We start from the raw sequence: 18,979 nt of genomic DNA, 5'->3' as shown, positions 1-18,979 counted from the left end.
ATTTGGTGGATTGTGCGATCGGGTCCGGCGCGGACTACTCGAACGAATGCGTGCTTGAGCGCCTGAATTCGAAGCGATTTGTCATTCACGGACCAAATGGCGGTTTCCGTCGCTTTGAGATCGAGCAAGGCGAGAAGGGAGGCGCGGTTGTATCGATCGATGGATCTACCGAAGTCGCAATCATCAGCCAAGGCGATCCGCTGGAATTCGCTGTCGAAGATGACGTTTATCGTGTCGACAAGGCGCTGATTTTTGGTGCGAATAATGAGTAACGCGCAGGTCCTTTCTGCCTTCGAGATGCAGGCCGCCGAGCAACGGATTTTCGACACGGGTACAAGCGTGTTCGAATTGATGGAAGCCGCCGCAGGGGGAGCCGCTGAATGGATCAGGCGGTTGGCTGCCGGTCGCAGCGTTACCGTCCTTTGCGGCCCCGGCAACAATGGCGGCGATGGCTATGTCATCGCTCACCATCTGCGTGAGGCGGGCAACGAGGTGACCGTAATTGCGCCGGTAGAACCTAAGACCGACGCAGCGAAACAGGCACGCAACCTGTGGGGAGGCGCTGTTCAAACCTCTGGCAGAGGTCGGGGTGCGGACGTCTTCGTCGATAGCTTGTTTGGCTCAGGCTTATCCCGCCCACTGTCAGGCGAACATGCTCTTCTTCTCCGCGACCTGGCAGAGCGTCACGCCTTCAAGGTCGCAATCGACGTGCCATCGGGCACTGCGAGCGATACTGGCGCGCTTCTCAATGACAAGCTGCCAGATTTCGACGTCACCCTCGCACTCGGCGCGTGGAAGTTCGCACACTGGCTGCTTCCAGGACGCCCGAAAATGGGGGCGAGACGCCTGGTTCCAATTGGCGTCGAGCCTGTCGAGGGCGCGGCGCAGGTAGTGACAAAGCCTCGACTATCACCGCCCGCTGTTGACGCGCATAAATATCGCAGGGGTCTCGCGGCAATTGTGGGTGGCAAAATGCCCGGCGCTGCCATTCTCGCTACAGAAGCCGCCATGCGGAGCGGCGCTGGCTACGTGAAATTGCTTGGCACACAGGCTCAGCAGCGCACCGACCCCGGATTGGTAGTCGATACTTCGCCATTGGCTGATGCAATGGCTGACGAGCGGATAGACGCCGTTCTGTTGGGCCCAGGCTTGGGACGCGACGAGGAAGCGCGTGATCGACTTTCGAGCGTTTTGTCCGCAGGAAAACCAGTGGTCCTCGACGCTGACGCCTTGGTGCTACTCCGACCAGAGATGGTGCCAGAGAATTTGCCGGTTCTCGCCACGCCTCATGATGGAGAACTCGAAGCACTATGCAGGGCTTTCAGCGTCATTGCGGAAAGCCGGCGCGACCGGGCCATAGCTCTGGCAAGATCAAGCGGAATGGTGGTTCTGGCCAAGGGCCCAGATAGCGTAATCGCTGCGCCAGACGGTCGGATCGCCTTGTTGCCGCCCGCGCCGTCATGGCTCTCGGTTGCAGGAACTGGAGATGTTTTGGCGGGGATCGCGGTAAGCCGTATGGCATCAGGTGCCACGTCCTTCGATGCAGCCTGCGAAGCCGCTTGGCTGCACGGCAGGACTGCCGAACGATGCGGCGCCGCTTTCACACCGCTCGAGCTTGCTCATGCCGTCCCTGGCGCGCTGGCGGAGTGCCTGTGAACGAGATCGTTCGCCTCGCAGCAAAAGGAGATGGTGTGACTGCCTCAGGGCAGCACGTCGCTTTCTCCGTACCAGGCGATACGATCACAGCCGATGGAGGGATTGAGCGGGGCGATCATCATGTTGATCCTGCGTGCCGCCACTTTGCAGTCTGCGGAGGCTGCCAGCTTCAACATGCGGATGAGCAGATGTTGCGGGCTTTTGTCCGCGATCGGGTCATCAATGCAGCGCGTGGGCAGGGCGTAGAGGTCGGCGAAGTTCTGACCGAGCATCTCTCTCCTGTTCAAAGCCGCCGCAGGGCTTCGCTTCATGCCCTCAGGACTGCGAACGGCGCAGTCCTTGGTTTTCGCGAAGCGGGTTCGCATCGGCTTGTCGATCTGGCTGAGTGTCCGGTTCTTAGGCCTGAGCTCACCGCGCTTATTCCGGCCATGCGAGAATTCGTCGCGAAACACGGTCCCAAGGGGAACGTCGACATCACTCTGACCCTTTGCGATCAGGGTGTCGATGTCGGCCTATCTCATTTCCCGCTGGAGGGGCTTGCGGCGACCGAAGGAACGCTGGATTTCGCACGCCAGCATGCTCTTGCGCGGCTCACCATCGATCAGGGCTATGGTCCCGAGACGGTGTGGGAACCAGAACCGGCAACGGTTTCGCTGTCAGGCATACCCGTTGCGTTGCCCGCAGGGGCATTTCTCCAAGCGACACAGGATGCCGAAGATCTGATGGTATCGGACGCACGGATCGCTTTGGGCGACGCGCGGATCGTGGCTGATCTTTTCGCTGGTCTCGGAACATTCGCTTTTGGTCTCGCGAGAAGCGGGCCCGAGGGGCGCAAGGTTCTGGCTGTCGAGGCGGATCAATCGGCACATCTGGCGTGCAAAGCATCCGCAGCGAGGTCAGGCGGCCGCGTTCTGACTACGCACCGCGACCTCTTCCGAAACCCGCTTCAGGCAGAGGAGCTTAGCCGGTTTGACGGAGTGCTGCTGGATCCACCAAGGGCAGGGGCGAAGGCGCAGATATCTCAACTTGCCAAGAGCGATTGCCCGCGTACCGTCTATATAAGTTGTAACCCGTCGAGCTGGGCGCGCGATGCAGCGGTGTTGTGTGAGGCTGGTTACCAGCTCGAAACGCTGCGACCGGTCGGTCAGTTTCGCTGGTCGACGCATGTCGAACTCGTGAGTGTTTTCAGCCGCTAAGTTCGCAAAGCGGCGAGGATCTGCGCTTGGAGCCAGTCGCGGTGCTCGTCTTCGACATAGGAGTGTCCGGCGCCTTCACACCGGTGGATTCGGCGGTCGGTTTCGTCCCATGCCGCTTCAAACAGTTGTGCGGTTCGGTCTGCTGTCGCGAGAAGGATGGTGACATGCCCTTCGAATGCGCTGAGGCCCGCTTGCATTTCCTGCGCGAGTGTCGTCGGCGCAGGTGCAGGCCGCAAAGATGACACAATGCCCTTTCCCAGTTTCTTCAGATCAACGCCGCCGCGCAGCAGCCGCGCTATCTCTCGCGGGTTCTTGAGCTTCTCAGCATATCTCGCGCGGATAGCATCCGGCGTGTGAGTAGGGGCGTCTTCGCCTTCGTGCTCGTCGCTCTCGATGGTCCACGGATTGGAAAGAATTAGGCCCTCTAGCCCTTCGCCCTGTGTAAGCATCAAGGCAGAGGCGGCATCACAGTTTCCGAAAGCGAACACGCGGTCCATTTGCGGGACCATGCCGCGAAAAGCCTCAAGCGCTGCGCGGATATCCTTGGCCGATGACCGAAAGCCGCGGTTTTCGCCTTCGCTCGCTCCGATGCCGCGCCGGTCGAAGCGGAAAACGGGGAAGCCTTTTGAAGCGATTGCCGCTGCAAGATGAGACTGCCCCGAGAAAGCGCCCGAACGGATTTCGTTGCCGCCGCTCACCAGCAACAAGCCAGTGCTTCCCGGAGCGGTATCGAGCGTTCCTGCAAGCTTAAGGCTCCCGCAGCCGAACTGGAATTGCAGCCGGCTCATGCGCTTTCATTCCTGCCGCCTGACACGATTGCGGCGAGCGCCGCTGACTGTGCTTCGTCCTCGCCAGGTTCTGCCCTCAGCCACAATGCCCGGCCGCCGAGTTCTTTCTGCACAATCGTTTTCTGAGCCTCAACTGCTCTGGGTTCAGCCGTTTCCATCTCGCGCAGCATCTCAGCGCCAATTCGCCATCCAGCAAGAACCAGCCCCTCGCTTCGGCCAGTGTCCATGAGCCCTTCGCTGTTCTCGTCGATACCTGCTTCGCGCGACGCGATTGTTCGTGCGCGCAGCATGGCACGAAGCTGCTTTGGACCGGACTGAGGCGCGTAATGCCATCCGGGGAGGTCCTCCGGGGCGATAATCGCGCCAGCGCGGATTGCGAGGACGTGTGTCGCGCACACGTGCTGCGAGGCCTCCTTTGCTGCCGCTTGCCAACTTGCGATCGTTTGCGCTTCCAAGGGAGCTAGGCTTTCATTTGTCCCGGGCAAATCGGGTAGGAAACTGTCGACTCCAGCTTCGTCGAGCGCCCGCATTGCCTCGACAGTAAAGCGGCGCAGCTTGTTGGCTTCGTCAAACCATGCGGGCAAGATCAGAACCCGTTTCGCGCGCCCCTGTTCCATGGAGAGCAGCATCTCTTCCGAGACTTTTCCGCTAGGCAGGGGGGCTTTCCAGTTTGATATCATGCGCTGTGTCGCTTGGGGCGTGTGTCAGCGCTCTGCCAGCTTGCTTTCCGCAAAGGCCAAGAGCCCGCCATAGGTCTCCAGCATCTCGCCATCGACATCGTCGTCTTCGATCACGATATCGAGACGGTCTTCCATCTCGGTCAGAAGACCGGCAACTGCCATGGAATCGAGCTCGGGCAGATGACCGAACAGGCCGCTTTCATCCTCGAGAGCGTCTGCGGTCTCTTCGTCTATTCCCAGAACATCGGAAATGATTGACTTGAGTTCAGTGTCTAGCGCTGCGCGGCTCATCGCAAGGCCAGTTGCGGCCTTTTCAGGAGTTTCTCCGGTCGCAGAAGAAGTGCTCATTTCTGATCGATCCTACTGGGGCGCCGCTGGCTGTTGGGCGGTTTGTATAACTCTTGGCCCGCGCCCTTAACCGTGCTGCGGGTACGGCGCAAGCGCAGGGACTTCCGCTTCGGTCAGCCGGCGCGCGGTCAGCCGGACGAGATCGAGCCAGCCTTGCAGACTTGATAGATCCAGGCAATCTATCCGGTAACGCGGTCTCACGGCGTTCATCCAATCGGCTTTGTAGGCTTGGTCGCCGGTACCGAAATCGACGAGATCGACGCCGTCAATGTCAATCACTTGCCTGAACAATGCTGCTGTTAACGTTGTCCCCGCGGAAAGATTGCGCGCACTTTCGAGATGCGCGAGCTTGTGGATGTACGCTGTCCCATCTTCCACGGTCCAGCATTGAGCTGCTACAGGCTGGCCGTCATGATGGGCGATGCCAAAGCGAAGTCGACCCGCTGAGGCCTCTTCGCGAGCGAACTGGCGGAGCATTGAGGGGTGGTCTTCAGTGGGTTTCCAACTGGAATCGTAGATCGCCTCGTACTGCGCCCAAAGGTTCATATCGAAATGCGTCAAAACCTGAGTTTCAACCTTCTTCGCCTTGCGCTTGAGCGTTGTCCGCAACATGCCAGGCCGGCCTTCCCAGTATTCGTCGAAAGTCTGACCGTTCACATGAAGGACGTGGTTGGTGTCCTGATGCGTGACCTCTACTCTCCAGCCAGCCTTTGAAAATGCTTTTGCGAGCCTGGTCGCTGAGCCGTCCTCGTCAGGCACAGGATCCAGCGTAACGCGGTGTGCGCGCTGCCTTAGCTGCTTGGCAATTTCGGCGAGAAGGCGGTCACCATCGCTTCCTTGAGGCGCGAGCTGACGCCAAGTGAAACTGTACCAGTTCCGCAATGGTGTGATCCGGCCCTCATTTTCAGTGAGCGCCAGGGCAGCTGACTTATCTGCATCTGTCGCGATGGCAATCAGCGGGGTCAGGCCTGTCTCGGCGAGAAGGGAGTACCATTCTGCACGATCGAAAGGGGCAGCCGGCGCGAGAGCTCCTTTTGCAAAGACCTCTTGCAAGACGTTAACCCTGTCGTGATACCGCGCTTCGATCACTCGTATTCAATCCTTCTGGACACCGATGCACGAAACCCTCGATTCAACACCTTATCCGATCGATCACCTCACCCAGAGGGCAGCTGCGATTGGTAAAGGCGATGCCCCAGCATTGGTGCTTCGCGAGGCTGTGCTTAACCACGATGAGTTAAGACAGCGTGTCGAAGTGTTAGCCGGTTGGATTGCGCAAGAAGTCACCGAGCCAGGGGCACGGGTCGCAAGTTGGGCTTCCAAGGGCGAGCTGACGTGCCTTTTGCCGCTCGCTGCTGCGAGAGCGGGCAAGGTTCACGTTCCGATCAACCCGCTGCTGAAACGCGCACAGGTGGCACACATCCTGTCCGATAGCGGCGCGAAGATGCTGATCGGGACGGGCTCACGACTGAAATCGCTGGAAGCGGGAGACAGCCCTGACAGCTGTTCGCTGCTTGAAGAGAAGGCAGCGTTGGAAGCGGCCTATGCGACGGGCGCCAAGCTCGGTCCTTCGGATGCGGATACGGACGATCTTTGTGCGATCTTGTACACCTCCGGTTCGACCGGCAGGCCCAAGGGAGTGATGCTCAGCCACGCCAATCTCTGGCTCGGCGCGGTGAGTGTCGCCGGATATCTTGGCATGGTATCTGACGACGTGACTTTGGCCGTGTTGCCGCTTTCCTTCGATTACGGGCAGAACCAACTCCTCTCGACTTGGTATGCGGGAGGCTGTGTCGTCCCGCTGGACTTTTTGTTCCCCCGCGACGTCGCGAAAGCATGCGCCAAGCATAAGATCACGACACTGGCGGCCGTTCCCCCGTTGTGGGTCCAGTTGACCGAGCTGGATTGGCCTCAAGAAGCTAGCTCTCCGCTGCGGCGCCTCACCAACAGTGGGGGCGCGCTGACGACCGATTTGGTGGGCGTCTTGCGCAGGATATTTCCAACGGCTGATCTTTACCCGATGTACGGCCTTACCGAGGCGTTTCGCTCGACCTTTCTCGAGCCTTCGCTCGTCGATCAGCACCCGACTTCGATGGGGACCGCCATTCCATTCGCGGAGATCATGGTGATTGATGACGCTGGCACTCTCGCGGCGCCCGAGGAAGAAGGTGAGCTAGTGCATTGCGGGCCATTGGTGGCTCAAGGGTACTGGCAAGATCCGCAGCGAACAGCAGAACGTTTCAAACCCGCGCCTGCGCAATCAGAGTATGGAGGCGTTGCCGTCTGGTCGGGGGACCGTGTGAAGAGGGCGCAGAACGGCCTTCTGTACTTCGTCGGTCGGCGTGATGCGATGATAAAGAGCGCTGGCAACCGGATCAGCCCTCAGGAGATTGAAGAAGCGGCAATCGCGACAGATCTGGTGGCCGAAGCGGTCGCGCTTGGCATTCCCGATGACCGTTTGGGCCATGCGGTCCATCTGGTTGTGCGGGGAACCACAGACGATGCAGAGCAAGCGTCTCTCTCAAAGCTGCTGCTCAAGGAGCTACCAAATTTCATGCAGCCACAGGCCATCCATTGGCGTGAGGCAATCCCGCTCAATCCGAACGGCAAGATCGACAGAACCGCGCTTTATCGCGAGCTGGTTGGGGAGAGCGCGTGATGAAGACCAAGCCGGTTGGCCCCATACCGAAAGGATACGATGCCATTGACGGCGAGCTTGCCGTTGGCGGACGCACCGCGTCCGACCTAGTCGAGGCAGCCGGTCGCACCCCGCTGTTTGTATACTCTAGGTCGCATCTTGATCTGCGCACGGCCGAATTGCGCGCCGCATTGCCGAAGCGCATCGGAGTAAATTTTGCCGTCAAGGCAAACCCCCACCCTGCTGTTATTGCTCACATGGCTCCACTGGTCGATGGTTTCGACGTCGCCTCTTCTGGAGAGTTGGCCAAGCTTCAGGAGACTGGCATCGATCCGTCTCGAGTGAGCTTTGCAGGACCAGGCAAACGCGATGACGAGCTTGAAGCGGCGATCGTCGCAGGCGCAACGCTCAACTGCGAATCCGAAGGCGAGGGCGAGCGCGCTCTCGCGATTGCTCAGCGTGTTGGTACGGCTCCCCGGATCGCGATACGCGTGAATCCGGATTTCGAGCTCAAGGGCTCGGGCATGAAGATGGGCGGGGGAGCAAAGCCATTTGGTGTTGACGCGGAACGTGTGCCCGCTCTCGCTCAGACGCTGATCGATGGTGGTGCCGAGTGGCGCGGCTTGCACATTTTCACAGGCAGTCAGGCTCTTAGCGCCGATGCAATTATCGAAGCGCAAGGTAACGTCATCGACCTCGCTGCACGGATCAGCAATGATATCGGCGAAGGCCTGCCAAAGCTCAATATGGGTGGTGGCTTCGGTATCCCATATTTTCCTGGCGATGAGCCGCTCGACTTACCTGCGGTCGGCAATGCGCTCAAAGAACGGACAGCCGATCTTCCAGAAAGCCTCAGTGACACAGAGCTATGCCTTGAGCTTGGCCGCTATCTCGTTGGTGAGGCGGGAGTTTATCTGTGCCGTGTGATCGATCGGAAGGTTAGCCACGGCGTGACTTATCTCGTCACTGATGGCGGACTGCACCATCAATTGGCCGCGTCCGGCAATTTCGGAACCGTGGTGAGGCGCAATTATCCGGTCGCCATCGCTAACCGTTTTGGGTGCGAAGGCGACGACGTGGTTAACGTCGTTGGCTGCCTTTGCACACCGCTTGATCGACTGGCCGATGCAGCGCTGTTGCCGCGGGCTGAGGTCGGGGACCTTGTAGCTGTCTTTTGCGCTGGAGCCTACGGAGCTACGGCGAGTCCGGAGAACTTTTTGGGCCACGGACCGGCAGCGGAAATGCTCGTTTAGGGTTCGCGAGACGCCTGTCCCGAAACGGGATAGGGGGCCAATCTGGCGCATATCACTAACAATATGTTCACCATTATCGGCGAGAAGTTCCGGGTCATTCGCGAACCCGGGTGAGGCAGGTCGCTCCTGCCATGACTATCCGGGGCCGCAACATCTGGCCAAGGATACGTATCGATGCCCAATTCGCTGTCTCTCGCCCGTTTCGCGGGAATCTCTCTTGCATCCCTCGCTGTCGCGGCTTGCGGCGCTGGTGGGCCAGAGCTGCCATCGGCCAGTTATGCTGGCGGACAAAGCGAACCTAGCGAAGAGTACATCATTGGCCCGCTCGACGAGGTAACGATCCACGTCTGGCGAAATCCCGAACTGAGCGCTGAGAAAATTCAGGTTCGTCCCGACGGCCGGATCACGATCCCGCTTGTTCGCGACATGCCTGCTGTTGGCAAGACAGCGACCCAGCTGCAGAACGACATCAGAGACGAGCTCGTTCAATATATCGAGCAGCCGATCGTCTCGGTGATTGTGAACCAGTTCAACTCGACTTTTGACCAACAGATCCGGGTTGTCGGCTCGACCGAGCAGCCAGCATCGCTGCCTTACCGCGCCAATATGACGGTTCTGGATGCAATGATCGCTGTCGGCGGTCTGGGTGAATTTGCCGCTGGCAATCGCGCCAAGCTGCTTCGTATCGATCGGGACGCTGGGACGCAGAAGGAATACCGCCTGCGCCTTTCTGACCTTTTGAAACGCGGTGACAGCACTGCCAACGTCATGCTGCGTCCGGGCGATACCATCATCATCCCTGAAAGCCGGTTCTAAGGGAGCTCGGACGGGAGGATGAACGAACTCTTCGACGAACTGCGCACAGCGCTCTATTCGGTCTGGTATCGCCGCTGGCTGGCGTTGGCCGTGGCTTGGGGGGTGTGCCTCCTGGGTTGGCTTGTGGTGGCTCTGATCCCCAATTCCTACGAATCCAAAGCGCGCATCTACGTCGACGTGGACGATGTCCTCTCCGAACAACTCGGCATTGCTGGTGATGGTCAGGAGGAAATCCGCGAAGTGCGCCAGACGCTGCTGGGCTCTGTTAATTTGGAAAAAGTCATCACCGCGACGAAGCTTGGCGAGAACATCACTCAGCGAAGCGAAATGGATACCGCGATTGCTCGCCTTGCTGAGAATGTGAAGGTTGAAAGTGAAGAGGACAATCTGTTCTCGATCACCGCCGAGGTTGGCGTTCGCAGTCTCAGCGATGCGGAAAACGCCGTATTGGCTCGCAATGTCGTCCAGAAGCTGCTCGACATCTTTCGCGAGGAGCACATCTCAGGCAACCGTGCACAGGTTAGCGGAGCCATTGCTGACCTCAACGACCAACTTGAAGAGCGCAAGCTTGAGCTTGAGCAGGCCGAGGAACGCCGGCTCGCTTTCGAAGCGCAATACCCCGATCTTGCGGGTGGTTCGGCTTCGCTCTCATCGCGCGTACAGCAGGCCCGAGCAGAGCTTCGCGATATAGACGCAGACCTTGCGGCGGCATCTAGCGCGCTGGCACAAATGAATTCGCAGATCGCTTCGACCCCGCGCACTATCGCAGGTGGTCCGGGGGCGGTTGGCCCGCAAGCCGCGCTTTTGCAAGCACAATCACAGCTGGCTGAATTGCGGTCTCGTGGCCTTACCGACCAACACCCTGATGTGGTCTCGACCAGTCGGCAGGTCGATATCTTGAGCCGCCAGGTAGCGGCCGCTGGTCCGGGCGACGTCACGGGTTCGCCGAACCCCGCTTACTCTCAGCTGGTGGCTCTTCGCGCCGATCGTCAGGCGACCATCGATTCGCTTCAGGCGCGCCGGGCCGCTGTCCAATCCAATCTCGCGTCGCTTGCGGCAAGCCAGGCGACTGAGCCGGCCGTTGCAGCAGAGGCAAACCGCATCAGTCGCGACTATGATGTGCTGCGCACAAACTACGAGCGGCTTCTGGAAGATCGCGAAAAACTCCGCACGCGCGGCGACGTGATCGACGAGACAAGCCAGTTCAAGTTCGAGTTGGTCGACCCGCCAGTCGTCCCGCAATCACCCTCCGCACCCAACCGCCCGCTGCTGCTGATCGCAGTGCTGTTTGTAGGCGTGGGAGTTGGTGCCGGGGTTGCTTATGTCATCGGTCAGCTGCGCTCCAGCTATTCAACCTCGCAGAGCTTGGAACGGTCGATGGGGCTACCGGTCATCGGGTCCATCTCGCTGACACTGTCCGAAACCGCTAAGGCACTTCGCCGCCGCCGTCTCAAGCAGTTTGCAGGTGCGAGCGCCGGCCTGTTCGGCGTGCTTGTTGTTCTCTTGGCGATCGAGATTGTCTCGGTCGGAACGATCGCGTGAGGAGGCAGGCATGACAGAGCATAGCAAGATTGATCGCAAGTCAGCCGAGCGCGCTCACAAAAGCGCTTCGTTGTTCGAGCGTGCCGATGCGGCTTTTGGCCTCGACCAGATCGGGCCAGCTGCAGTGCCAGGCAATCTGCCTAAAGCGAAACGCCCACGGCAGCGGCTTCAGCGAGCGCCAGAAACGCGCCCTACATCGCCTGACCCTGCACCAACGCAGGCCGTAGCTTCGCAGGCGCCCAAGGTTGAGAAGTCCGTCTCGTTTAAGGGGCAGCGCCTTTCAATTGAGCGCGACAAACTGCGTGATGCAGGCCTTATCGTTCCAGAAGAACCCGTTACCGGCCTGCTTGAAGAGTTCCGGATCGTGAAAAGAGAGCTGCTCGCCGACGCACGCGCAGCCAATGACGACCCATCGCGACGAGTTTTAGTATGCTCGCCGCATTCCGGTGAGGGCAAGACTTATTGCGCGACCAACCTTGCGCTCGCTCTTTCTGCCGAGCGCGATATCGAAGTGGTGCTCGTCGACGCCGACGTGATCAATCCATCTGTCTCGCGCCGCCTTGGTATCGAACAGGGCGCAGGACTAATGGATGCGCTGGCAGATGCCTCTATCAATCCAGAGGACCTTGTATCGCCGACTGATATTGATGGGCTTTTCGTCATGCAGGCAGGGACTGGCAGCGCCCGTGATGCCGAATACCTGACAAGCGCTCGCACCGGCGAGGTGCTTGATCGCCTCACGCGTGGCGCGCCCAACCGTTTCCTGGTTTTCGATACGCCGCCTGCGCTTGCCGCGTCTCCGGCAGCGGAACTTGCAGCTTATGCCGGGCAAGCGCTTCTTGTCGTCCGCGCGGACGAAACTAGCCGCGCTGCGCTCGACGATGCACGTCAGCTCCTGTCAGCCTGCCCAGATATCAAGCTGCTCCTTAACGCAGCGCAATTCAGCCCGTCAGGTCGCCGCTTTGGCGACTATGGCGAAAGGGAGGAATGATCATGCGGTTCTTCCGAGGAAAGCTCCTTGTCGGATGCGCGGCTTTTGCGGCTGCAACGCCGGCGTATGCCCAGTCTGAGCAACCGGCCGGTGACGGCCGTGCAGTCAATATCCAGCCATATATCGAAGTGAGCCAGATCCTAACTGCCGAACTGTCTCCGGGCGATGAAGTTCTCACCTTTACGCAGATCGCAGCCGGGGTGGATGTCAACGCACAGGGACGCAACAGCGGCGCTTCCGTATCGGTCCGATACGAGCGTAATATCGGCTACGGCGACGCAGTCGACACCGATACTATAAGCGGAATTGCGCGCGGCTATCTCTCGGTCATTCCGCGGGCGCTAACGCTTGAAGCTGGCGCACTTGCCAGTCGGACCCGCGTGGACACCGGAGGGGCCGTCTCGCCTAACCCGCTGGTTAGCGATGATGCGACCAGCCAGATCTACAGCCTGTATGCAGGGCCAACGATTGCGACACGCCTTGGCGCTGTCGACGTCACTGGGTTTGCGCGTGTCGGCTACAATCGATTTGAAGCCAACGACGCTGTGATCGACCAGGCCGGTAATCCGGTTGATATCTTTGATGATTCCGTGACCTATCAGGGTCAAGTTCGAGCAGGCACACGTGTCGGCGATCCGCTCCCCATTGGCCTTGCAGTAACTGCTGGCGGGTTCCAAGAAGACATATCGAATCTCGACCAGCGCGTGCGCGACACCTTCGTTCGCGGAGACGTGACCATTCCGGTGTCGCCCAGCCTCGCACTGGTGGGCGGCGTTGGCTACGAGGATGTTGAGGTTTCGAGCCGCGACGCACTGCGTGATGCTGCAGGCAATCCGGTCATCGGATCAGATGGCCGAGTTGTCACCGACCGGAATTCGCCGCGGTTGGTCGCCTTTGATGTCGATGGGTTGCTCTGGGACGTCGGCGTTCTTTGGCGTCCTTCGACACGCACCTCGCTGGAGGCGCGTGTAGGCGAACGCTATGACAGCACCACCTATTACGGCAATTTCACCTACATCCCCAGTCGTCGCAGTGCTCTGAGCATTTCGGTTTATGACGGCATCAGCGGCTTTGGCGGCGTGCTCAACAATGCGCTGTCCGGCCTTTCGAGTGACTTTGTGGCCAATCGTAATCCGGTCACGGGTGACTTTGGTGGGCTGGTTTCCGGCGGGGAGACTCCGGGTCTCGTCAATTCTTTTGGCTCGGTTCGCTCTGCAGCTTTCCGAGGTCGCGGCGTGAACGCAACGTATCAGCGCCAGATGGGCCGTCTCACCGCAGCCTTCGGCGCAGGTTACGATCGTCGCACCTTCATCGCCGCTGCTGGAAGCGCGCTCGAAGCTGCCGATGGCCTGCGCGATGAAAGCTATTACGTCACCGGAGCGCTCACGCGGCAGCTTGGCCGCAACGCGAACCTACAGGCAAATGCTTACGTGAACTGGTTCGAGGCTGGCACGCCCGGCAACGACCTGACCGCTATTGGTGCCTCAGCCGCATATAATCGCTCTATCAGCGAGCGTCTGTCTGCGCGTGCCGCTTTAGCGGTCGACTACTTCGACAGTGAATTCACCGCAGAAGACTTTGCCACCGCAACCGCGCTGCTTGGCCTGCGCTACAATTTCTAAGCCCACGGAGCTGACCTGAGATGTACGACCAATATTACGGCTTCAGCGGACGCCCATTCCAGCTAACGCCGGACCCGCAATTCTATTTCGAAAGCGCAAGCCATAAGAAAGCGATGAGCTATCTTGGCTATGGCATGAACCAGGGTGAGGGCTTCATCGTCATCACCGGCGAGGTTGGTGCTGGTAAGTCGACGCTGGTCGCTCACCTGATGGAGCGCATCGACCCAGAAGCACTCACCGTTGCACAGGTCGTGACAAGCGCTCTCGATGGCGAAGAATTGATCCACGTTATCGCGCAAGCTTTCGGCCTTGCTGTCGAAGGGCACGACAAGGCGGGCGCACTGGGCGCCATAGAGCGTTTCCTTCAGGACGAGGCCCGCGAGGGGCGTCGCTGCCTGCTCGTCGTCGATGAATGTCAAAACCTCGATTTCACCGCGCTTGAAGAGCTGCGCATGCTCTCCAACTTCCAGCTGGGCGCGCATCCGCTCCTGCAGAGCCTGTTGCTAGGGCAGCCAGAGTTTCGCCGCACGCTGGCGCATCATCCTGACCTTGACCAGCTGCGCCAGCGCATCATCGCCTCGCACCACCTCGAAGCACTCGATGAGGATGAAGTCGAAGACTACATCTTCCACCGCCTGCGGCACGTTGGCTGGGACGAACGGCCACTGTTCGAAGAGGGGTTGCTTGAGGCGCTTTACAAGGCGACTGACGGTATCCCGCGCCGCGTGAACCAGGTCATGAACCGCCTGCTGCTGCTGGGCGCGATTGAAGAAAAGGACATGGTTGGAAGCGAGATGCTCGAGGCCGTCATGGCCGAGATGAACGCTGACCAGGCGCGCGGATCCAGCGCTGAACCGAGCCCTTTGAGCATTGAGCCTGCCGTGTCAGGACAATCAGCGCAGCCTGCTCAGGAGCAGGACATCGACAGCGTGCCGGCGACCGAAGTTGCGGCTCTCCTTGCTCAGCGGGACGCTCGCACTGCCGAACTTGAGGCTGCAATTAGCGATTTGCAGGCGGCGGGTGCATCGCCATCGTCCGGAGCGCAGGAGGCTGAAGCTGAACTGGGCGCGGCACTTGAGCGGATTGAATCGCGCCTTGAGGAGCAGGAACGCTCGTTCCGGCACGTGCTGACCATGCTGATCGAATGGCTTGAGGACGATACGTCACGCGAGGCCGCCTGACCCATGAACGCGCCTAATCCGTTTTCAGAGAGCGACAGGATCGAGGGCCGCGCAATAGCGAACGGCCTGTCGGTCGATGTCGAAGACTGGTTTCAGGTGGGCGCATTCGAAACTGTCATTGACCGCGCAGATTGGAGCTTGATCGCCACGCGGGTCGAAGGCAACATCGCACGAATTCTCGACCTTTTTGGCGAGGCCGGGGTCAAAGGTACGTTTTTCACGCTTGGTTGGATCGCTGAGCGCCATCCATCGATGATCAAGCAAATTGTCGACGCCGGACACGAGATTGCCAGCCACGGTTACGACCATGCGCGCGTCTTCACCTTTGAGCGCAAAGCGTTTGCCGACGACATTCGCAAGGCGCGCGAGATCCTTGAGGATTGCTCTGGCCAAAAGGTGACCGGTTATCGCGCACCAAGCTTCTCGATCGATCCACGATCGCTCTGGGCCTTCGATGAACTCGCGGAGCAAGGATACGCCTACTCGTCGAGCGTCGCGCCGGTAACGCACGACCATTATGGTTGGCGCGAGGCGCCGCGTTTTGCATTTCGTCCTGTTGAAGGGTCGGAACTCGTGGAGATTCCGGTCACCACAGCGATGTTGGGCAAGCGCCGCGTTGGTGCAGGGGGAGGGGGGTTCTTCCGTGTCCTGCCCTACGCATTCTCGCGTTGGGCCATCCGGCAGGTAAACCGCGTGGATCAACGCCCTGCGGTCTTCTACTTCCATCCATGGGAGGTCGATCCTGATCAGCCGCGCGTAGACAACGCGCCGCTCCGTTCAAAGCTTCGCCACTACACCAACCTCGACAAGATGGCCGGCAAGCTTTCCAACCTTGTCGCGGAATTCAACTGGGGGCGCATGGACGAGCTTGCGCGTCGCGAGGCTCGACGGGCAGTGCCCTTCATGAAGGATTCCGACAAAGCTGGAACGGCCCGATGAACGCGCCGCTCAACATGTCCGTTACTGCATCGCTAGTCGATTTGTCTGACGACCGATTGTCGCGGCGAATTGACGGCTTCGTGCGTGAGCAAGGAGGAAGCGTCTTTCATTTGCCGCAGTGGTTGAAAGCAGCAGAACGCGCCTCAGGACACCGGGCGAGTGGTTTCATCACTGAGCAATTGGGCGCCATCACCGGCTGGGTTCCGCTAACCGAGGTTCGCTCGCTCTTGTTTGGGCAGGCGCTTGTCTCAAGTGGATTTGGGGTCGGCGGGGGAATTCTCGCTGAAAGCGACGAAGCGGCACAAGTTCTGGCGCGCGCGGTCGAAAACCACGCTCTGCTTTACGGCTTTGCGAGTGCCGAGATGCGTGGTGGTCCGGTTCCTTCAGGCTGGAGACCGGTTTCCGACAAGCACTGCGGGTTCGAACGTGCTCTGGCCGGGGACGATGAGGCAGAATTGCTGGCCATCTCGCGCAAAGCACGGGCCGAGGTTCGCAAGGGTCTGAAAAACGGGCTTGAGGTCAACATCGGCCGGGGCCCGAAGGATTTGGCCGCTCATTATTCTGTTTACGCCGAAAGTGTGCGAAACCTTGGAACGCCGGTTTTCCCAAAGCGGCTCTTCCGCGCAATGCTCGACGCCTTTCCAGACAGCAGCGATATTCTTACCGTCCAACAAGACGGCAAACCAATTGCCAGTGTCCTGTCATTCTATCACGAGGGCGCGGTCCTGCCTTTTTGGGGTGGCGGCAAGCAGCGCGCTCGCGATGCAAGAGCCAATGAGCTGATGTATTATGAGCTGATGCTCCACGCCCGGCGCAAGGGTATGGACCGCTTCGATTTTGGCCGCTCCAAAACGGGCAGTGGTCCTTATCGGTTCAAGAAGAACTGGGGATTTGAGCCTGAACCCCTGACATATTCGACCTGGACAGCTCCGGGCGAGGAAGCACGCGATGTCGATCCGACGAGCGATGCCTATGCAAGCAAAATCGCGATCTGGAAGAAACTCCCTCTACCCATTGCGAACAGCGTCGGCCCGCTGATCGCGCGCGATCTGGCGTGATGGGAGTGCCGTGATGGGCGATATTCTCTTCCTTGCACACCGGGTCCCGTTTCCGCCTAATCGAGGCGACAAGATCCGCAGCGCGAACCTGCTTTGGAAGCTCGCGAAAATTGCGCCGGTTCATGTCGGCGCCTTCTCTGAGAGTGAGGAGGATAGGGATGGGATTGCCGAACTCGAAGCACTGGCCAAGTCACACTTTATTGCCAAACGCAGCAAGCCGCTCATTCTTGCCGGTGTCGAAGCGGTGCTTTCGGGAAAGCCGGTAAGCCTAACCGCGTTCCATAGCCCGAAATTGGAGCGTTGGGTTCGTGATACGATCTCATCACAAGCAATAGAGACCATCGTCGTGTTTTCGGGGCAGATGGGACAATACATCCCAACCGATTTTTCAGGCCGCGTGATCGTCGACCTGTGCGATGTCGACAGCGCGAAGTTCGAAAGTTACGCGGCGTCCGGACAGCGCGTCTGGCTGAACGAGCGCGAAGGCCGATTGTTGGCGCTCGAAGAAGAAAGGCTGGCACGCCGTGCTGATGCGACAGTCCTGATAAGCGACAATGAGGCTGAGCTTTTCCGGTCGCGCTTGCAGTTCCCTTCGATGGCGAGGGTGAAGGTCATCGGCAATGGGATCGACGCGCATGCTTTCGATCCTGCGAAAGTCGTCCCGTATCAAGCGTTGTCAGGTGCCGAGGGACCCACTTTCGTCTTCACGGGCCAAATGGACTATCCGCCCAATGAAGCAGCTGCTCTGTGGGCGATCGCTGAGTTTCTGCCCGCAATCCAGCAACTTCAACCGATGGCGCAATTCCATGTGGTCGGCCGCAATCCCACGAAGGCATTGCTGGCGCGCGATGGCGTAAGTGGGGCGAAGGTCTGGGGTGAAGTGCCGGACGTTCGACCGTTTCTTGCCGCCGCTACATGCGTCGTAGCCCCACTCACCATCGCAAGAGGGGTGCAAAACAAAGTTCTGGAAGCGATGGCAATGGCGCGGCCCGTGCTGCTTACTCCGCAGGCTGCGACGGGGATCGACGCCCAGGATGGCCGCGACTGGCTCGTGTGCGAGGCGAATGCAGCATCAATGGCCGCTCGCGCTTCCCGGATTATTGAAACGCCTGCTGTGGCTGACAAGGTAGGAAAGGCGGCGCGGCAGTTCGTTTTGGAGAACCATTCCTGGGATGCGATGCTTTCGCCATTGGAAGCTCTCGTAAAGGGCAAGGGCGAGGAGGCGCGCAATGCCGCCTGAGACGCTCTCTCACTCTAACAATTCAGCTTCGGTCCAAGCCAGGATGTCTGTCGAGTGGCGCAAGGCGCTCAGCCTTCTGGCTGCTTCGTCGTTAGCGTTGATCGCTCTGGCGGCGCGCGATTGGGGCGAGATGCTGCATCAATGGTGGAACATCGACACATATTCGCACATCGTTTTGGTCCCGCTGATCATCGGTTGGCTGGTGGCGATCAAGCTTGGCGAATTGGCAAAGATGACTCCGCGGCCATGGGTGCCCGGCCTCGCCATTGTCGCAGCGGGGCTGGGGCTGTGGCTCGTCGGCAGGGCAAGCGGGATCAACTTGATTGCTCATGCGGGAGCGGTCGGAATGCTTCAGGGGATGGTGATCGCGGCAATCGGTCCGAGAGCATCGATGGTTGTCGCGCTGCCAATTGCTTTCGCCGTTTCCCTGGTGCCATTCGGTGATGAGATCATTCCGCCGCTTCAGGCTATCACCGCCGAGATCGCGATCGCGCTTACACTCTGGAGCGGTGTTCCGGCTGAAATCGACGGCATCTATATCGACACACCCGCAGGTCTCTTCATCGTCGCTGAAGCGTGTTCTGGCGTGAAGTTTCTGATCGCCATGGTGACGCTAGCTGTGCTTGTGTGCTTCACACGCTTCGAACGCTGGTCGCATCGCGCACTTTTCATGCTTGCAGCGATCGTCGTCCCGATCCTTGCAAACGGCATCCGCGCCTGGGGCACCATCTTCATCGCGCAGAGCCAGGGGGTGGAGTTCGCTGCGGGCTTTGATCACATTTTTTATGGCTGGATATTCTTCGCAATCGTCGTCGCTCTGATCCTGTCCGCCGCTTGGCGGTACTTCGATCGTGAAGCCGAAGACTATGGATGGACTGCCGATGCCGTCGCACGGTTCATGTCTATTCAGTCGCTCGAACGCGGGCAGACCAGCGCAATCGTCGTGTTTGCTGCTCTTGCCGCGATGGTGATCCTTGCAGCAATCGCAGCGAGCATTGTCGATCCAGGAGCATTGGGCTAACCGCTCGATC

The 18,979-nt window shown here is 59.6% G+C and carries 18 protein-coding genes; 14 read left to right on the top strand and 4 right to left on the bottom strand.

The features are described 5' to 3' along the window. The first annotated feature begins 5 nt into the window (after nucleotides 1-5). Genes NAP1_RS06075 through NAP1_RS06065 form a run of 3 tightly spaced genes read left to right on the top strand, consistent with a single transcriptional unit; the run spans nucleotide 6 to nucleotide 2,852 of the window. A complete protein-coding gene (locus NAP1_RS06075) occupies nucleotides 6-272 on the top strand; it encodes a hypothetical protein (protein ID WP_007164366.1) in 267 nt (88 codons plus the stop codon). Then, entirely contained in the window at nucleotides 265-1,656 is a 1,392-nt protein-coding gene (locus NAP1_RS06070; protein ID WP_007164365.1) for a bifunctional ADP-dependent NAD(P)H-hydrate dehydratase/NAD(P)H-hydrate epimerase, read from the top strand. Before NAP1_RS06075 ends, NAP1_RS06070 begins: the two co-directional genes overlap by 8 nt. After that, nucleotides 1,647-2,852, top strand: coding sequence for a class I SAM-dependent RNA methyltransferase (locus tag NAP1_RS06065; protein WP_371169739.1), 1,206 nt, complete (start codon nucleotides 1,647-1,649; stop codon nucleotides 2,850-2,852). Before NAP1_RS06070 ends, NAP1_RS06065 begins: the two co-directional genes overlap by 10 nt. Here NAP1_RS06065 and NAP1_RS06060 read toward each other — a convergent pair. The 4 genes from NAP1_RS06060 to NAP1_RS06045 all read right to left on the bottom strand — a co-directional run bounded on the left by NAP1_RS06060 (nucleotide 2,849) and on the right by NAP1_RS06045 (nucleotide 5,757). Further along, the gene (locus NAP1_RS06060) at nucleotides 2,849-3,640 is read right to left on the bottom strand and encodes a hydrolase 1, exosortase A system-associated (protein WP_007164362.1); all 792 of its coding nucleotides are present in this window, start codon (nucleotides 3,638-3,640) and stop codon (nucleotides 2,849-2,851) included. The two genes, NAP1_RS06065 and NAP1_RS06060, sit on opposite strands and share 4 nt — an antisense overlap. Continuing rightward, complete coding sequence (locus tag NAP1_RS06055; RefSeq protein ID WP_241761187.1) at nucleotides 3,637-4,257, bottom strand: hypothetical protein; 621 nt, start codon at nucleotides 4,255-4,257, stop codon at nucleotides 3,637-3,639. Before NAP1_RS06055 ends, NAP1_RS06060 begins: the two co-directional genes overlap by 4 nt. An 87-nt stretch (nucleotides 4,258-4,344) precedes the next feature. Then, nucleotides 4,345-4,611: a phosphopantetheine-binding protein gene (locus NAP1_RS06050; RefSeq protein WP_040464769.1), complete on the bottom strand. Its 267-nt coding sequence runs from the start codon at nucleotides 4,609-4,611 to the stop codon at nucleotides 4,345-4,347. A gap of 123 nt (nucleotides 4,612-4,734) precedes the next feature. Then, nucleotides 4,735-5,757 (bottom strand): GNAT family N-acetyltransferase, encoded by a 1,023-nt coding sequence (locus NAP1_RS06045; RefSeq protein ID WP_007164359.1) that lies wholly within the window; start codon nucleotides 5,755-5,757, stop codon nucleotides 4,735-4,737. Between the two features lie 25 nt (nucleotides 5,758-5,782). On the opposite strand from NAP1_RS06045, the gene NAP1_RS06040 reads away from it, so the two are divergent. The 11 genes from NAP1_RS06040 to xrtA all read left to right on the top strand — a co-directional run bounded on the left by NAP1_RS06040 (nucleotide 5,783) and on the right by xrtA (nucleotide 18,969). Further along, nucleotides 5,783-7,327: an acyl-CoA ligase (AMP-forming), exosortase A system-associated gene (locus tag NAP1_RS06040; protein WP_007164358.1), complete on the top strand. Its 1,545-nt coding sequence runs from the start codon at nucleotides 5,783-5,785 to the stop codon at nucleotides 7,325-7,327. After that, a complete protein-coding gene (locus NAP1_RS06035) occupies nucleotides 7,327-8,559 on the top strand; it encodes a pyridoxal-dependent decarboxylase, exosortase A system-associated (RefSeq protein ID WP_007164357.1) in 1,233 nt (410 codons plus the stop codon). The genes NAP1_RS06040 and NAP1_RS06035 overlap by 1 nt, the downstream gene beginning before the upstream one ends. 174 nt (nucleotides 8,560-8,733) lie before the next feature. Further along, complete coding sequence (locus NAP1_RS06030) at nucleotides 8,734-9,375, top strand: XrtA/PEP-CTERM system exopolysaccharide export protein (RefSeq protein WP_007164356.1); 642 nt, start codon at nucleotides 8,734-8,736, stop codon at nucleotides 9,373-9,375. Between the two features lie 18 nt (nucleotides 9,376-9,393). After that, entirely contained in the window at nucleotides 9,394-10,917 is a 1,524-nt protein-coding gene (locus NAP1_RS06025) for an XrtA system polysaccharide chain length determinant (protein WP_007164355.1), read from the top strand. Nucleotides 10,918-10,927: 10 nt separating this feature from the next. After that, nucleotides 10,928-11,908, top strand: a complete 981-nt coding sequence (locus NAP1_RS06020) for a P-loop NTPase (RefSeq protein WP_007164354.1) — start codon at nucleotides 10,928-10,930, stop codon at nucleotides 11,906-11,908. Between the two features lie 2 nt (nucleotides 11,909-11,910). Continuing rightward, nucleotides 11,911-13,530, top strand: a complete 1,620-nt coding sequence (locus NAP1_RS06015; RefSeq protein ID WP_241761186.1) for a preprotein translocase subunit YajC — start codon at nucleotides 11,911-11,913, stop codon at nucleotides 13,528-13,530. Nucleotides 13,531-13,550: 20 nt separating this feature from the next. Further along, nucleotides 13,551-14,711, top strand: coding sequence for an XrtA/PEP-CTERM system-associated ATPase (locus tag NAP1_RS06010; protein ID WP_007164352.1), 1,161 nt, complete (start codon nucleotides 13,551-13,553; stop codon nucleotides 14,709-14,711). 3 nt (nucleotides 14,712-14,714) lie between these two features. After that, nucleotides 14,715-15,650 (top strand): XrtA system polysaccharide deacetylase, encoded by a 936-nt coding sequence (locus NAP1_RS06005; RefSeq protein WP_007164351.1) that lies wholly within the window; start codon nucleotides 14,715-14,717, stop codon nucleotides 15,648-15,650. After that, a complete protein-coding gene (locus tag NAP1_RS06000) occupies nucleotides 15,647-16,708 on the top strand; it encodes a FemAB family XrtA/PEP-CTERM system-associated protein (protein ID WP_007164350.1) in 1,062 nt (353 codons plus the stop codon). Before NAP1_RS06005 ends, NAP1_RS06000 begins: the two co-directional genes overlap by 4 nt. 13 nt (nucleotides 16,709-16,721) lie before the next feature. Continuing rightward, nucleotides 16,722-17,948 (top strand): TIGR03087 family PEP-CTERM/XrtA system glycosyltransferase, encoded by a 1,227-nt coding sequence (locus NAP1_RS05995; protein ID WP_007164349.1) that lies wholly within the window; start codon nucleotides 16,722-16,724, stop codon nucleotides 17,946-17,948. Next, nucleotides 17,938-18,969 (top strand): exosortase A, encoded by a 1,032-nt coding sequence (xrtA, locus tag NAP1_RS05990; protein WP_040464296.1) that lies wholly within the window; start codon nucleotides 17,938-17,940, stop codon nucleotides 18,967-18,969. Before NAP1_RS05995 ends, xrtA begins: the two co-directional genes overlap by 11 nt. The last annotated feature ends 10 nt before the right edge of the window (nucleotides 18,970-18,979 follow it).

Source organism: Erythrobacter sp. NAP1 (assembly GCF_000152865.1).
Classification (GTDB): domain Bacteria; phylum Pseudomonadota; class Alphaproteobacteria; order Sphingomonadales; family Sphingomonadaceae; genus Erythrobacter.
This window is presented reverse-complemented; position numbering and strand designations above follow the sequence as displayed.

Excerpts from the sequence above, each read along its gene's own strand:
- NAP1_RS06070 (WP_007164365.1), top strand. The coding sequence starts at position 265 with ATGAGTAACGCGCAGGTCCTTTCTGCCTTCGAGATGCAGGCCGCCGAG.
- NAP1_RS06060 (WP_007164362.1), bottom strand. The coding sequence starts at position 3,640 with ATGAGCCGGCTGCAATTCCAGTTCGGCTGCGGGAGCCTTAAGCTTGCA.
- NAP1_RS06055 (WP_241761187.1), bottom strand. The coding sequence starts at position 4,257 with ATGGAACAGGGGCGCGCGAAACGGGTTCTGATCTTGCCCGCATGGTTT.
- NAP1_RS06050 (WP_040464769.1), bottom strand. The coding sequence starts at position 4,611 with ATGAGCCGCGCAGCGCTAGACACTGAACTCAAGTCAATCATTTCCGAT.
- NAP1_RS06040 (WP_007164358.1), top strand. The coding sequence starts at position 5,783 with ATGCACGAAACCCTCGATTCAACACCTTATCCGATCGATCACCTCACC.
- NAP1_RS06035 (WP_007164357.1), top strand. The coding sequence starts at position 7,327 with ATGAAGACCAAGCCGGTTGGCCCCATACCGAAAGGATACGATGCCATT.
- NAP1_RS06030 (WP_007164356.1), top strand. The coding sequence starts at position 8,734 with ATGCCCAATTCGCTGTCTCTCGCCCGTTTCGCGGGAATCTCTCTTGCA.
- NAP1_RS06025 (WP_007164355.1), top strand. The coding sequence starts at position 9,394 with ATGAACGAACTCTTCGACGAACTGCGCACAGCGCTCTATTCGGTCTGG.
- NAP1_RS06020 (WP_007164354.1), top strand. The coding sequence starts at position 10,928 with ATGACAGAGCATAGCAAGATTGATCGCAAGTCAGCCGAGCGCGCTCAC.
- NAP1_RS06015 (WP_241761186.1), top strand. The coding sequence starts at position 11,911 with ATGCGGTTCTTCCGAGGAAAGCTCCTTGTCGGATGCGCGGCTTTTGCG.
- NAP1_RS06010 (WP_007164352.1), top strand. The coding sequence starts at position 13,551 with ATGTACGACCAATATTACGGCTTCAGCGGACGCCCATTCCAGCTAACG.
- NAP1_RS06005 (WP_007164351.1), top strand. The coding sequence starts at position 14,715 with ATGAACGCGCCTAATCCGTTTTCAGAGAGCGACAGGATCGAGGGCCGC.
- NAP1_RS06000 (WP_007164350.1), top strand. The coding sequence starts at position 15,647 with ATGAACGCGCCGCTCAACATGTCCGTTACTGCATCGCTAGTCGATTTG.
- NAP1_RS05995 (WP_007164349.1), top strand. The coding sequence starts at position 16,722 with ATGGGCGATATTCTCTTCCTTGCACACCGGGTCCCGTTTCCGCCTAAT.
- xrtA (WP_040464296.1), top strand. The coding sequence starts at position 17,938 with ATGCCGCCTGAGACGCTCTCTCACTCTAACAATTCAGCTTCGGTCCAA.